The sequence below is a fragment of the Rossellomorea oryzaecorticis genome, from assembly GCF_038405515.1.
In the GTDB taxonomy this organism is placed as follows: Bacteria; Bacillota; Bacilli; order Bacillales; family Bacillaceae_B; genus Rossellomorea; species Rossellomorea oryzaecorticis_A.
This window is the reverse complement of sequence record NZ_JBBYAF010000019.1, coordinates 22,186-35,783: the sequence shown is the minus strand read 5'-3', so window position 1 is coordinate 35,783 and position 13,598 is coordinate 22,186. Positions and strand designations below refer to the sequence as shown.

The following is a 13,598-nucleotide window of genomic DNA, read 5'->3' as shown; positions in this document are numbered from 1 at the left end:
TTCTTCTTTATCTTTAAAGCTTAGGTTAATTATGGTTATGCTGTTTACTGTCGTAGTTACGGGTGCTATTATAGGATCGCTTTCGTATACACACTCTAAAAAAAACGCCATTCATTTGATGGAACAGCGCTTAGAGCGGGAGGTTACATCGATAAATGATATTGCCCAAAGCTTGATGCTGTTATATGTAGGAAACCCCGATCAATTTGAAAAGCAGCTAAACAAAATAATAAAAAAACAGGATTCAGCCCTGATTCAAGATGATCTTAAGGGAGAATATTTTCTGGTTCAGGATCAGAAGGCAACCCCATTTGCAGTAAGTAAGAATACGAAACTTCAATTTCCTGAAGAACTCATTGAAGAAATTGAAAAAAATGAAAAAGGTACTGTTCAAAGGACGATTAACGGTAAAAAATATACGCTGGCATATCACACCATTCAAGAATTACAGGGAGAATATGTGATAGTCATCCCCCAGGAAAATTATATGAAGGGGGTATACTCGATAGCGGTTTATACAATTTTCACAATCGTATTTTGTGTTTTGGCTGCATATATCATCGTTATGATTATCGTGAATCGTTTGGTGTCTCCGATTGCTGAACTTAGGGAGGCTATGAAAAAAATACGTGATAGTGACCTGCGTACACCAATCTCAATCAATACTTCGGTACCTGAGATTAAATCTCTTCAAAAAAGCTTTCAATTGATGATTGAAAAAATGAGAGGACTTTTTTTTAACATTCATCAGACGACAGAGCATTTATATAACACAGGAAGTAAACTTCAATTATCATCAGGCGAATTACTCGAAGAAAATGCCAGGATGATGGAAATTGTCCGAATGGTGAAAATAGGAGCCGAGGAGACAGCGGGGACATCTGAAGAAAGTGTCCATCATTTTTACGAAATGAAAGGGTCTGTTGAGTCAGTTTTTGCCCACATGGACAATGTACTTTCGAAAACGAAGAACATGAACCGCTCGGCTGGTGATGGCGAAAGACATGTTGACCAAATGGTGTATGGGATGAAAAACTTTTCAGAAGAATTGACTTCGATGACCGAGGTCATTGAAAATGTTCATCATCATTCCAAATCTATAGTATCCGTTATTTCGCTTATCCATCAAATAGCGGAACAAACGAAGCTCCTTGCACTGAACGCAACGATTGAGGCTGCCAGAGCTGGAGAAGCAGGCAGAGGATTTGCAGTTGTAGCCAATGAAGTGAAAAAATTAGCGGATCAATCTGCGAATGCAACAGGAAATATTTCTGATACCATACATAGGATGAAAGCAATAACAGAACAGGCAGCATCACAGTTTTCTCTCTTTTCAACAGAGTTTCATAAGCAAATAAATGAAGCAACGGGAACGAAAGAGTCGTTTGATTTAGTGAAAAAGGACATTGGAGAAGTAACAAAGGTACTGGAAAGTATGAGAAATGATTTACGCTTTTTGCAAATTTCTTTGCCCAAAGTAGAAAATTCAACCGATGCTTTTTCCTCTGTAGCCCAAGAGACTCTAGCTGGCACGGAAGGGATGATGACCGCTTTTAATGATCAATTTAGAAAACTGGATTCTACCTTTAAAATAGGCGAAGAGCTTTTGGTGAATTCCGATGATTTAAAGAAAATCAGTCAACAAATGACTGTTTAATGAAAAACCCCTTTACCGGAAAAGGTAAGGGGGTTTTTTATGCTCTCTTCTTTGGCTGAGGTATTTCTTTGATGGCCAGAGTCAATACCACCGTCACCACGAACCAGTCCAATATAGGAGCAGCGGCTATGGAGGTTTGTAAAAACTCCATCAGGGTAAAAAACAGGGTAGACAGAGTGACGGAATATGCAGTGATCCGCCAGCTTTGGCGGTAATTTATTCTACGCTTCATGAGGTTTGCGATCATCACACCTATCAAAGCGAAAATGGTGACTTTTAAGAACATCAAACCTGAAGTGAAAAGATAAAGGATGAACAGTGCAACCGGTAGCAGGATCCATTTTAAAGAAAGGATGGAATCAATCACATTTATCATTTTTTCTTTCGTAACGGCTAAATCACTGAAAGCGGAATAAGAATTAGTTTGAATATTTCTGTCATTTATTACAACCAGGCTGTTTTGCAGAAAAGCAACAGTATCTTTATGTACCTCTAAATCGCCTGCATTTACTTCACCCGTACTATCAAAAACGATGAGCAAATCGTCCTTTTCCAATGTCATTGGCCGGTTTTCATCCGAATACAGCGATCCATCTTCAATAGAGAATGAAGGAAGGTCATGGACCAATGCTTCCTTCACAGTGTGTAAGGAAGTTTGTGCAAACGCGAAAAATTGAAGAGCAGTCGGCAATATGGATATCAATACAAGGAGAAAAACGTACCGTATAGTTTTACCAATCCCTTGAAACCGGAATTTTACAATTTCCTTAGGGGAATAAATACTCTTATACAATTGTTGAAAAAGATTCATCTGAAAATACTCCTTTCTAAACAAGTCCATATTCATTCTAATCTTGTTGCAAGGCCATAGCAATAACAGTGAAATATTGATAATTATTATAATTTGTAATGTTTTTGTAATAAAAAAGGACTTTTATTAACCTATTGTAAATTTGGAGTAAAAACTATTTACGTATTCAATAAAATGTATTAATAATGGTATGGGGTTTTTGTTGTTTAATGTCGAAAATTTAAGTAGGGGTTGAAAAAATGGAATTAAATTGGCAAGAGATGCTGTTTCAGTTCTTTGGTGGACTGGGAATATTCCTCTTTGGAATAAAGTACATGGGTGACGGATTGCAAAAATCTGCAGGTGAACGCTTGAAGGATATTCTTGATAAATTCACTACAAATCCTTTCATGGGTGTTCTGGCAGGTATTTTTGTAACTGTCTTGATTCAATCAAGCAGTGGTACAACAGTAATTGTTGTTGGACTTGTAAGTGCAGGTTTCATGACACTGAGACAGGCAATCGGAGTTATTATGGGTGCCAACATTGGTACGACTGTCACCGCATTTATTATCGGTTTCGATATTGGAGCTTACGCTTTACCGATCATCGCTGTTGGAACAATCTTACTGTTCTTCTTTAAGAGCAAGAAAGTTCAAAACTTTGGTCAGTTGATCTTCGGTTTTGGTGCTTTATTCTATGGACTGGAATTGATGGGCGGAGGCATGAAGCCGCTTCGTTCATTAGAAGCGTTCCAAGACTTGACGGTCAGCATGAGTTCTAATCCAATCCTCGGAGTAGTGATTGGAACATTATTTACCGTTATTGTACAGAGTTCTTCAGCTACAATCGGAATTCTGCAAGAACTGTACAGTTCAAATCTTGTTAATATTGATGCAGCCTTACCGGTTTTATTCGGTGATAATATCGGTACAACGATCACGGCTGTACTTGCAGCACTTGGTGCTTCGGTAGCTGCGAGAAGAGCAGCTGCAGTACACGTTATGTTTAACCTTATCGGTACGACAATCTTCTTGATTGCTCTTCCGTTATTCGAAAAGTTCGTATTATTCCTTCAGACACAGCTGAACCTGAATGAACCAATGACGATCGCTTTTGCGCACGGAACTTTCAATCTGACGAACACGATCATCCAGTTCCCTTTCATTGCTCTATTAGCAGTGATCGTTACGAAATTGATTCCAGGTCAGGACACATATGTAGATTCAAACTCGAAACATTTGGATCCAGTGTTTATCGAGCAATCACCGTCCATTGCATTGGGACAAGCAAAAGAAGAAGTTTTACGCATGGGGCAGTTTGCAGTAAAAGGTTTACAGGAAACAAACGAATTCCTTAAGACAAAGAGTTCCAAAAACTCTGAAGCGGCATACCAAATTGAAGGTGCCATCAATAATCTTGATAAGAAAATTACTAATTATTTAGTTGATCTTTCTTCTTCTTCGCTATCAGAAGGGGAATCAGAACGTCATTCAATCTTGATGGACACTGTCCGTGATATTGAACGAATCGGAGATCATTTTGAAAATATAGTTGAACTGATTGAATACCAGCAATCGAACAAAGTGAAAATCACAGATGATGCTATGCAGGATCTTGAAACGATGTTCAGTTTGACGATCGATACAGTTGAAAGATCCCTTACTTCACTTGATCTGAACGACACAGACATTGCACGTGAAGTAGCAGAAAAAGAAGATCAAATCGATAAAATGGAAAGAAAGCTTCGTAAACAGCATATCCTTCGTTTGAATGAAGGAAAATGCTCAGGACAGGCTGGAATCGTATTTGTCGATATCATCAGTAACCTTGAGCGTATTGGTGATCATGCCGTAAATATTGCAGAAGCAGTATTAGGTGTAGAATAATAGAAGGTAGCAGCGTCAAAGACTGACTCAGAAGCTGAGTCAGTCTTTTTTTTAGAAGGGAGGAAATCATAATGGAGATTCTTTATTGGACAATCATCATCGTTCTTATGGTTTTATCGTTTGTCGGCCTTGTTTATCCGATCATCCCAAGTGTCCTGTTTCTATTGGCCAGCTTTTTGCTCTATGGTGTCTTCTTTGACTTCTCACAATTCAATTGGCTCTTCTGGACGATCCAGATTCTATTTGTACTGTTATTATTCGGGGCGGACTACTTAGCCAATCTATTCGGTGTGAAACGTTTTGGAGGTACAAAGGCAGGGATATGGGGAAGTACAATCGGGCTACTAATCGGGCCTTTCGTCATACCAGTCCTCGGTATCATCATAGGACCATTCCTGGGAGCGATCATCGGTGAATGGATCGTTCACCGTTCATCATTCAAAAAAACCATCAAAGTCGGAATCGGCTCAGTAGTAGGATTCATCTCAAGCGTATTCACCAAAGGACTGATCCAGCTCGTCATGGTAATTTACTTTTTCGTAGTCGTTTAATCTTCGAGTGTATTAAATGTATTGATTTTAGGTTGTTCCAGCAGTTGATTGGAGTGCAAGACGAAGACTCCTATCAGAAAAGCGGAAGGGCTTTGCTCAGAGGCGGGTGGCATAAGACGAATCGGTCACGAAGGCGTTTTTTGCCTTCTTGGTCGGTTTGGCTTATGACATGTGCCTCTAAGCCCTGCAGCTGGACAGTTAACCCTACTTATAAGCCGAGGAGGCTCACGGGTCACCCGCGGAAAGCGAAGTCTTGCACGGAAATCAACTGCGGTATTCAATACCGGATTTTTAATTGGTTAAACAACCATTAAAAAGGGCATTTTAACCCTTGTAAGAATAACCAATCAAAATATTTGAACAGATATAAGAGATTTGGTAATCTTATACTGAAACGACCTGAATATAAGTTCAGGAAACTTACATAGGGAGGAATTTTATTATGGCTTACACATTACCTGAATTACCTTATGCATATGACGCACTGGAGCCTCATATCGACAAGGAAACAATGAATATCCACCACACAAAACACCATAACGCATATGTAACAAAAGTAAATGATGCGCTTCAAGGACATGATGACCTTCTAAGCAAATCAATCGAAGATTTAGTATCCAACCTGGATGCAGTTCCTGAAGGAGCTCGTACGGCGGTTCGCAACAACGGCGGAGGTCATGCTAACCATTCATTATTCTGGACGATCCTTTCTCCAAACGGCGGAGGAGCTCCAAGCGGAGAATTAGCTGACGCGATTTCCTCTAAGTTCGGAAGCTTTGACAAGTTCAAAGAAGAATTCGCCAATGCTGGTGCAACTCGCTTCGGTTCAGGCTGGGCATGGTTAGTAGTGAACAATGGTGAGTTAGAAGTAACAAGCACGCTTAACCAGGATAACCCGCTAATGGAAGGTAAAACACCTATCCTGGGTCTTGATGTTTGGGAGCATGCATACTACTTGAATTACCAAAACCGTCGTCCTGACTACATCAATGCTTTCTGGAATGTAGTAAATTGGGATGAAGTAGCCAAACGTTTTTCTGCTGCTAAATAAAGTTCATACCATTTGTGTGAAGAGAGGTTCTTTTTAGAACCTCTCTTTTTTCTGTATAACTTCCTTCCCTTTTTCAAAAGATAGGGGTACGTAAAAGGGGAGTTTTAATGATGAGCAGTTTTAAAAGGATTTTAGGTGACATTGATTTAACAAGAGATCTGACATTGTTATTGTTGATCGGGGGATTATACTCACTGAGTATCGCTTTATCGAATACATTTGTGAATATTTATTTATGGAAACAGTCCGGTGAATTTATCGACCTCGGAATATACAACTTGACCGTTGTGATTTTTCAGCCATTAACGTTTATTTTGGCCGGGAGACTGGCAAAGAAAGTAGACCGTGTCATAGTACTGAGGTTTGGCGTCATATTTCTGGCTGTATTTTACATATCCGTTCTATCATTTGGTGAATCTGCAGAAGATTTCTTGATTGTACTGGGGGCTCTGCTAGGAATTGGATATGGATTTTATTGGCTGGCATTTAATGTTCTGACATTTGAAATAACCGAGCCTGAGACAAGGGATTTTTTTAATGGATTTCTCGGTACATTGACATCTGCCGGCGGCATGCTTGGTCCTATTCTTGCCGGCTACATTATTTCAAGATTCACTTCTTTTAAAGGATACACAATCGTTTTCGGCATCTCCTTGGCCCTTTTCACTGTTGCTGTTCTGTTAAGCTTTTTCTTGAAGAGACGGCCTGCTTCCGGCCGCTACCTGTTTTTACGGGTATTTGAGGAAAGACAACATAACAATAACTGGCGGCTGATTACCAATGCTCACTTTTTTCAGGGACTTCGTGAAGGGACTTTTGTCTTTATCATTTCCGTCTTTGTGTTCATCAGCACGGGAAGTGAGTTTGCCATTGGTACCTTTGGACTGATCAATTCCGGTATTGCTTTTATCGGCTATTATGTCGCCTCGAGGGTCATCAAGAAACAATATCGAAAGCGGGCCATACTGCTTGGGGGGATGCTGCTCTATCTTGCCATATTCCTGATCGTGTTTGATGTGACGTACACAAAACTGTTGCTGTATGCTGCAATGATTGCAATTGCATATCCCATTCTTTTGGTTCCATATATCTCTACGACCTATGATGTGATTGGGACGGGGTGGAAGGCGGCTGAAATGAGGATTGAATATATCGTTGTGAGGGAAATATTCTTGAACTTTGGAAGAATCGTCTCTGTTACAGCGTTTATTGTTGCCGTGACTTATTTCAACCAGGATAAGAGTATCCCGATACTGCTTCTTTTATTGGGATCCGGACACACGCTGATTTACTTCTTTGTGAGAAAAGTGGATCTTCCGGTATCCTGAATATGTAAATACATACAAAGAGAGGGAATTATTTCCTCTCTTTGTTGTGTGATTTCCTTTACGTGAGAGTAGATAAAATAATCTCTTTTCTATAAAATAAGGGATGGACAGAAAGTGAATCGACTATTTTTACATAGAGGAAGGACTGGAACGTTTGAAGAAAAGTAAGAAAAAGAAAAAGACACATGTCCCCGCAAGGATGAATTTGCTGTTTTTTGCGGTGTTCTTGTTATTTTCTCTCTTGGTTCTGAGATTGGGGCTCGTTCAGATTGTGAATGGGGAAAGCTATAAAAAAGAAGTGGAACGCACAGAAGATGTTGTCGTAAAAACAAGTGTGCCGCGAGGTAAAATCTTTGATCGCTATGGAAATGTGATCGTTGATAACATCCCGTTAAACGCAATTACCTATACCAGAACGAATAACACTTCGATTGAAGAAATGTTTGATGTTGCGTCAAAGCTTTCAGATTATATCGAAAAAGATACAAAACAAGTGACGGAACGGGATAAAAAAGATTATTGGATCATTAAAAATAAGGAAAAAGCTGAAGCAAAGGTTTCTGAAGAAGAAATAAAAAAACTTCAAAGTAATGAAGAGTTATCAGAAGATGAGGTAAACGCTAAAGTTTATAAAATGAGGTTGGACAGGATAACTGAAAAGGAACTTTCTTCCCTCACTGAAAAAGATATTGAAGTGATTGCCATCTATCGGGAGTTTACGACCGGTTATGCGCTGAATCCTCAAATCGTTAAAAACGAAGATGTGACACCCGAAGAATTTGCAGTGGTCAGTGAACATTTAAGTGAACTTCCAGGGGTGAATACCACCACGGATTGGAAACGGTCTTATGTGTTTGATGACACGCTCCGCACGATTCTCGGAAATGTCTCATCTGCCCGGGAAGGTCTTCCAAAGGATTTGGTAGATACCTATTTAGCTAGAGATTACAACCGCAATGACCGCGTCGGGAAGAGCTATGTTGAATTGGAATATGAAGAAGTCCTGCAGGGACAAAAAGAACAGATTAAAAACGTCACCAAAGGCGGAAGTGTATTGGAGTCGCTTCTTATCCAGGAAGGACAAAGAGGGAAAGACGTTGTATTGACAATCGATATGGAACTGCAGCGTGAAGTTGAGAAGATCATCGAAGAAGAGCTGATGAAGCAGGTGGTCAATCGCAGTGAGTCACCTGACCTTGACCGTGCCTATGTTGTCATGATCGATCCAAATACCGGTGAGATCCTCGCAATGGCAGGTAAACAATACGTAAAAAATCCCGAAACAGGGAAATACGAGATGCGTGATGCAGCGCTGGGAACCTTTACGTCTACATATGAGGTAGGTTCGGTAGTGAAGGGTGCCACGGTCCTGACTGGTTATATGACCGGCAAACTGACCCCGGGTGAAGTGATGGTGGATGAACCGATCATTATCGGAAGGGAAGGTACGCCAAAGACGTCCTGGTTTAATCGTTATGGCAGTATCCCAATGACGGATTTATTCGCTTTGGAAAAATCATCAAACTCTTATATGTTCAAGATCGCAATGAGGATTAACGGACGGGAATACGTTCCCCGTGCTTCAATGCCCATTAACCCAGACGCGATTAAAACATTCCGTAACCATTTCTCTCAATTCGGTCTGGGTGTATCAACAGGGATTGATTTGCCTGGTGAAGCAACAGGAATTGAAGGTAACCTGTCAACTCCAGGTCTGCTCCTGGATTTCGCGATCGGGCAGTTTGATACCTATTCAACGATGCAGCTTGCACAGTATGTATCAACCATCGCAAATGATGGATACCGCGTGCAGCCGCATATCATGAAGGAAATAAGGGAGCCTACAAATGAAAAAGACAGGCTTGGGCCTGTTTTATTCGAAAAAGAAACAAATGTCTTGAATCGTATAGAAGCGACACAATCTCAAATTGAACATGTTCAAAAAGGTTTTTACCGTGTGTATCACTATCCTGAAGGGACCGCCTACGCGCAGTTCAAAGATGCAAAGTATAATGCGGCGGGTAAATCAGGTACCGCGGAAACATATATTGACGGGAAACTGAGCTACAATACCACACTCATCGGCTATGCACCATTTGATCAGCCGGAAGTTGCGTATGCCACAATGGTCCCCGCCTCACATGTTCAGGCAAGCGGTGTGGCAGACCCTTATGTCAATAAATATATTTCAAAACGTGTGATGGACAAATATTTTGAACTGAAGAAGAAGCGAGCAGAAGAAGTGGGCGATCCTACTTCGGTTGACAAGAAAATTGAAAATGCAGATGAAGCAGAAAAGAGACAAGAAGAAGACCGTAAAGAAAATAACTAGGTGAAAAGATGTGAAAAAGCAGATTCCAATCGGAGTCTGCTTTTTATTTTATCTTGCTGGATTGATGATTTTATTTGCATAAAATCATCGGGCAGGTGAAAAGCTAACATCAATAGAGGATTGTGCATAGTATGTACAGGTAACTGAGAAGATTGTCGAATTTACAAAACCTTTACATACGATTAAAACCCAATTAACACTCATCTATTAATCTAGTACTCGTAGGACAAAACAACTAAGTTTCTTAGGGGGAATTCAGGAATGAAAAGCTTTAAACATTTAGCAATGTCAGCAATGGTTGGTTCAGCACTTCTATTAGGTGCCTGTGGCGCGAATGGTGGAGCTGAAGGTAATGGTGAACAATTATCAGGAACTGTAAAAGTGGATGGTTCTTCTACTGTTGCACCAATCGCTGAAGCGATAAACGAAGAGTATGCTGGTGTTCAACCGGATGTTAAAGTTTCAATCGGTGTATCTGGTTCAGGCGGAGGATTTGAAAAATTCATCGCTGGCGAAACAGATCTATCGAATGCGTCCCGCCCAATCAAAGATGAAGAAAAGACAAGTCTTGAAGAAGCTGGAATTGATTTTACAGAATTTAAAGTAGCAAATGATGGACTTTCTGTCGTAGTAAATAAAGAAAACGACTGGGTTGAAGAGATGACAATGGAAGATCTCAGAAAACTTTGGTTAGAAGATGGCAAGACGAAGAAATGGTCTGACATCAATCCTGAATGGCCGGATGAAGAAGTGAAATTCTATTCTCCTGGAACAGATTCAGGAACATATGATTTCTTCCATGAAGAAGTATTGGAAGAGAAAGATATGGTAAGACAGAACATTCAGCTTTCAGAAGATGACAATGTTCTTGTAACAGGTGTGACTGGTGATAAAAATGCAATTGGATTCTTTGGATATGCCCACTATTTAGCAAACAAAGACCAACTTAAAGTCGTGAAGATCGATGGTGTAGAACCAACAAATGAAACAGTTGAAAGCGGAGATTACCCACTATCACGCCCGCTGTTCGTATATGCAAAAAATGAATCAATGAAAAACAATGAAGCTGCATACGACTACATGAAGTACACGCTTGAAAATGCCGGTGAAATGGCAGAAGCGGTAGGATATGTAAGCTTGCAGGAAGACCAATACAAAGAAGCGTTAGAAACTTTGGAAGGTCTTAAGAAGTAATAAACGGTACTAAGTTTAATGATCAGGGGTGGGAAGCGTTGATCGCTTCTCACCTTGTCATGTGGATGAAAGGGGTTTGCAATTATGGCTTCAGGTTCAAAGAAATCATACTCTGTATCAGATATGATTGAACAGAATAGTAATAAAGGTTTTAGTCTGAAAATCGAAAAAGCGATACCTTGGATATTATTCGCAATAGCAGGGGTTTCAGTATTAACGACACTCGGAATTGTATTTACATTAATCTTTGAAACAATGACATTCTTTTCACGCGTTTCATTATTTGATTTCATCACTGGGACCAAATGGTACCCATTCTCCATTGAAAACCCGAACTATGGTATCCTGCCGTTGATTTCGGGTACATTGAAAATCACGGGGATTGCTGTTTTGGTGGCAGTGCCGATAGGACTTGCATCTGCCATTTATTTGAGTGAGTATGCAACAGACCGTTCAAGAAGATTCATTAAACCGATATTAGAGGTTTTGGCAGGGATCCCGACCATCGTTTACGGATTCTTTGCGTTGACCTTCGTCACTCCATTTTTGAAAAACTTTATGCCTGAACTAAGTATTTTTAATGCTTTGAGTCCGGGGATTGTCGTAGGCGTCATGATCATCCCCATGATTGCATCCTTATCTGAAGATGCAATGTCGTCAGTACCGAACTCCATCCGGGAAGGTGCACTTGCGATGGGTGCGACAAAGCTTGAAGTGGCCATTAAAGTGGTACTTCCTGCAGCTGTTTCCGGTATTGTGGCTTCTGTTGTGCTTGCCATTTCCCGTGCGATCGGGGAAACGATGATCGTTACTGTGGCAGCAGGAGCTACACCAAGTCTCTCATGGAATTTGACAGACTCGATACAGACGATGACATCTTATATTGTGCAGGTAAGTACAGGGGACGCCGGGTATGGTACCACGATTTACTACAGTATCTATGCTGTCGGTTTCACACTGTTCTTATTTACTCTGGCAATGAACTTGCTTGCTCAATACATCTCTAAGCGATTCAGAGAGGAGTATTAATCTATGAAGCATATCAATCAGGATAATGTTTTGAAAAAAATGTCTTCACGATTAGCTGTCAATCAGATATTTCGTGCACTATTCTTCCTGGCCACTTTATTTGGCCTGGTGGTATTAGCGGTATTACTATATCGGGTATTCACTCAAGGAATTGGCTATCTTGATCTTCAGTTCTTACAAAGTGTTGGGTCAAGATTCCCAGAAAAAGCAGGTATATACGCTGCATTGATCGGTTCGCTTTGGTTGATGGCAGTGGTGGTGGTCGTTTCGTTCATTCTGGCTGTCGGAACAGCCATTTATTTAGAAGAATACGCTAAGCAGAATAAAGTCAATAACTTTATCAAGGTGAACATTTCAAACCTGGCAGGTGTGCCTTCTGTTGTTTTCGGTCTGCTGGGATTGACGATCTTTGCCCGGATGTTTGCATTGGGCCAGAGCGTCCTTGCCGCAGGCTTGACGATGAGTTTATTAATTTTGCCTGTCATCATTGTAGCTGCCCAGGAAGCAATTCGCGCAGTACCGAAAGATCTGCGTGATGCTTCTTATGCGATGGGTGCAACGAAATGGCAGACCATCATACGCGTTGTATTGCCGGCCGCCATCCCTGGTATTTTAACCGGGAGCATCCTGGCTTTCTCACGTGCAATCGGAGAAACGGCTCCACTGGTTGTATTGGGCGTCCCGACGATCCTGTTATTTACACCTGCATCGATCATGGATACGTTCACAGCGCTTCCTATGCAGATTTATGACTGGACAAGAAGACCGCAGGCAGCCTTCCATGATGTAGCATCAGCCGGAATCATCATACTCCTGCTTCTGCTCTTATTTATGAACTCGGTTGCAGTATTCATACGGAATAAGTTTCAAAATCGCTTCTAATTTTTATGGATGATAAGGTTTTAATTGGATGAAGGAGGCTTTCAACATGCAAACGATAAAAACAGAAATAAATGAAAACATCGATACTACAGGAACAAAAAAACCGGTCTATCAAACAAAACAATTAAACTTATGGTATGGTACAAACCATGCTTTGAAAAATATCGATCTGGATATTATGGAAAATGAGGTTACAGCGATCATCGGTCCTTCCGGATGCGGGAAATCGACATATATCAAAACATTAAACAGGATGATTGAATTAATTCCAAGCGTAAAGACATCCGGTGATATTATGTATCGAGAACGTAACATCTTTGATAAAAATTACCGGGTGGAAGAACTTCGTACAAAAGTAGGGATGGTTTTTCAAAAGCCGAACCCATTCCCGAAGTCGATTTATGACAATATTGCCTACGGTCCACGCACACATGGCATAAAAAACAAGAAAGTACTGGATGAAATCGTGGAAAAAAGCTTGCGCGGAGCTGCTATCTGGGAAGAAGTGAAGGATCGTTTAAATTCAAATGCATACGGTTTATCAGGCGGCCAGCAGCAGCGTATCTGCATTGCCAGATGCTTGGCGATCGAACCGGATGTCATTTTAATGGACGAACCGACCTCTGCACTTGACCCGATTTCTACTCTAAAAGTAGAAGAGCTGGTCCAAGAACTAAAGACGGATTACAGCATCATCATCGTAACTCACAACATGCAGCAGGCGGCACGTATCTCAGATCGGACAGCTTTCTTCTTGAACGGTGAAGTTATAGAATTCGATAAAACAGACAAAATCTTCTCGACTCCATCAGATAAACGTACGGAAGATTACATTTCCGGCCGATTTGGATAATAACATTAGTAATAAACAAAGTGGGAACAGGAAGGGGTATGA

The 13,598-nt window shown here is 40.7% G+C and carries 11 protein-coding genes; 10 read left to right on the top strand and 1 reads right to left on the bottom strand.

The features are described from left to right. The first annotated feature begins 37 nt into the window (after positions 1-37). Positions 38-1,657 carry a methyl-accepting chemotaxis protein gene (locus AAEO50_RS11075; RefSeq protein WP_341983527.1) on the top strand — a complete coding sequence of 540 codons (1,620 nt, stop codon included), beginning with the start codon at positions 38-40 and terminating at the stop codon, positions 1,655-1,657. A 37-nt stretch (positions 1,658-1,694) separates the two neighbouring features. Here AAEO50_RS11075 and AAEO50_RS11070 read toward each other — a convergent pair whose 3' ends face one another. Further along, the gene (locus AAEO50_RS11070) at positions 1,695-2,468 is read right to left on the bottom strand and encodes a DUF1189 domain-containing protein (protein WP_341983525.1); all 774 of its coding nucleotides are present in this window, start codon (positions 2,466-2,468) and stop codon (positions 1,695-1,697) included. 239 nt (positions 2,469-2,707) lie between these two features. Here AAEO50_RS11070 and AAEO50_RS11065 point away from each other — a divergent pair, with 239 nt between their 5' ends. The 9 genes from AAEO50_RS11065 to pstB all read left to right on the top strand — a co-directional run bounded on the left by AAEO50_RS11065 (position 2,708) and on the right by pstB (position 13,556). Further along, complete coding sequence (locus tag AAEO50_RS11065) at positions 2,708-4,336, top strand: Na/Pi cotransporter family protein (RefSeq protein ID WP_341983524.1); 1,629 nt, start codon at positions 2,708-2,710, stop codon at positions 4,334-4,336. Between the two features lie 71 nt (positions 4,337-4,407). Continuing rightward, on the top strand, positions 4,408-4,887 hold the full coding sequence (locus tag AAEO50_RS11060) for a DUF456 domain-containing protein (protein WP_341983521.1): 480 nt from the start codon (positions 4,408-4,410) through the stop codon (positions 4,885-4,887). Between the two features lie 442 nt (positions 4,888-5,329). Continuing rightward, a complete protein-coding gene (locus AAEO50_RS11055; protein WP_341983519.1) occupies positions 5,330-5,938 on the top strand; it encodes a superoxide dismutase in 609 nt (202 codons plus the stop codon). Between the two features lie 110 nt (positions 5,939-6,048). Next, complete coding sequence (locus AAEO50_RS11050; RefSeq protein WP_341983518.1) at positions 6,049-7,266, top strand: MFS transporter; 1,218 nt, start codon at positions 6,049-6,051, stop codon at positions 7,264-7,266. A gap of 133 nt (positions 7,267-7,399) precedes the next feature. Further along, entirely contained in the window at positions 7,400-9,598 is a 2,199-nt protein-coding gene (locus AAEO50_RS11045; RefSeq protein ID WP_425383190.1) for a peptidoglycan D,D-transpeptidase FtsI family protein, read from the top strand. Between the two features lie 261 nt (positions 9,599-9,859). Continuing rightward, entirely contained in the window at positions 9,860-10,792 is a 933-nt protein-coding gene (locus AAEO50_RS11040) for a PstS family phosphate ABC transporter substrate-binding protein (RefSeq protein WP_341983514.1), read from the top strand. 123 nt (positions 10,793-10,915) lie between these two features. Further along, complete coding sequence (gene pstC / locus AAEO50_RS11035) at positions 10,916-11,821, top strand: phosphate ABC transporter permease subunit PstC (RefSeq protein WP_425383189.1); 906 nt, start codon at positions 10,916-10,918, stop codon at positions 11,819-11,821. 3 nt (positions 11,822-11,824) lie between these two features. After that, positions 11,825-12,703 carry a phosphate ABC transporter permease PstA gene (pstA, locus tag AAEO50_RS11030; RefSeq protein WP_341983510.1) on the top strand — a complete coding sequence of 293 codons (879 nt, stop codon included), beginning with the start codon at positions 11,825-11,827 and terminating at the stop codon, positions 12,701-12,703. Positions 12,704-12,749: 46 nt separating this feature from the next. Next, entirely contained in the window at positions 12,750-13,556 is an 807-nt protein-coding gene (gene pstB, locus AAEO50_RS11025) for a phosphate ABC transporter ATP-binding protein PstB (RefSeq protein WP_341983508.1), read from the top strand. Positions 13,557-13,598 lie beyond the last annotated feature (42 nt).

What these genes read in the sequence shown, in the direction of transcription:
- AAEO50_RS11060 (WP_341983521.1), top strand. Translation starts at nt 4,408, where the DNA reads ATGGAGATTCTTTATTGGACAATCATCATCGTTCTTATGGTTTTATCG.
- AAEO50_RS11065 (WP_341983524.1), top strand. Translation starts at nt 2,708, where the DNA reads ATGGAATTAAATTGGCAAGAGATGCTGTTTCAGTTCTTTGGTGGACTG.
- AAEO50_RS11055 (WP_341983519.1), top strand. Translation starts at nt 5,330, where the DNA reads ATGGCTTACACATTACCTGAATTACCTTATGCATATGACGCACTGGAG.
- AAEO50_RS11050 (WP_341983518.1), top strand. Translation starts at nt 6,049, where the DNA reads ATGAGCAGTTTTAAAAGGATTTTAGGTGACATTGATTTAACAAGAGAT.
- pstC (WP_425383189.1), top strand. Translation starts at nt 10,916, where the DNA reads ATGATTGAACAGAATAGTAATAAAGGTTTTAGTCTGAAAATCGAAAAA.
- AAEO50_RS11070 (WP_341983525.1), bottom strand. Translation starts at nt 2,468, where the DNA reads ATGAATCTTTTTCAACAATTGTATAAGAGTATTTATTCCCCTAAGGAA.
- pstB (WP_341983508.1), top strand. Translation starts at nt 12,750, where the DNA reads ATGCAAACGATAAAAACAGAAATAAATGAAAACATCGATACTACAGGA.
- AAEO50_RS11040 (WP_341983514.1), top strand. Translation starts at nt 9,860, where the DNA reads ATGAAAAGCTTTAAACATTTAGCAATGTCAGCAATGGTTGGTTCAGCA.
- pstA (WP_341983510.1), top strand. Translation starts at nt 11,825, where the DNA reads ATGAAGCATATCAATCAGGATAATGTTTTGAAAAAAATGTCTTCACGA.
- AAEO50_RS11075 (WP_341983527.1), top strand. Translation starts at nt 38, where the DNA reads ATGCTGTTTACTGTCGTAGTTACGGGTGCTATTATAGGATCGCTTTCG.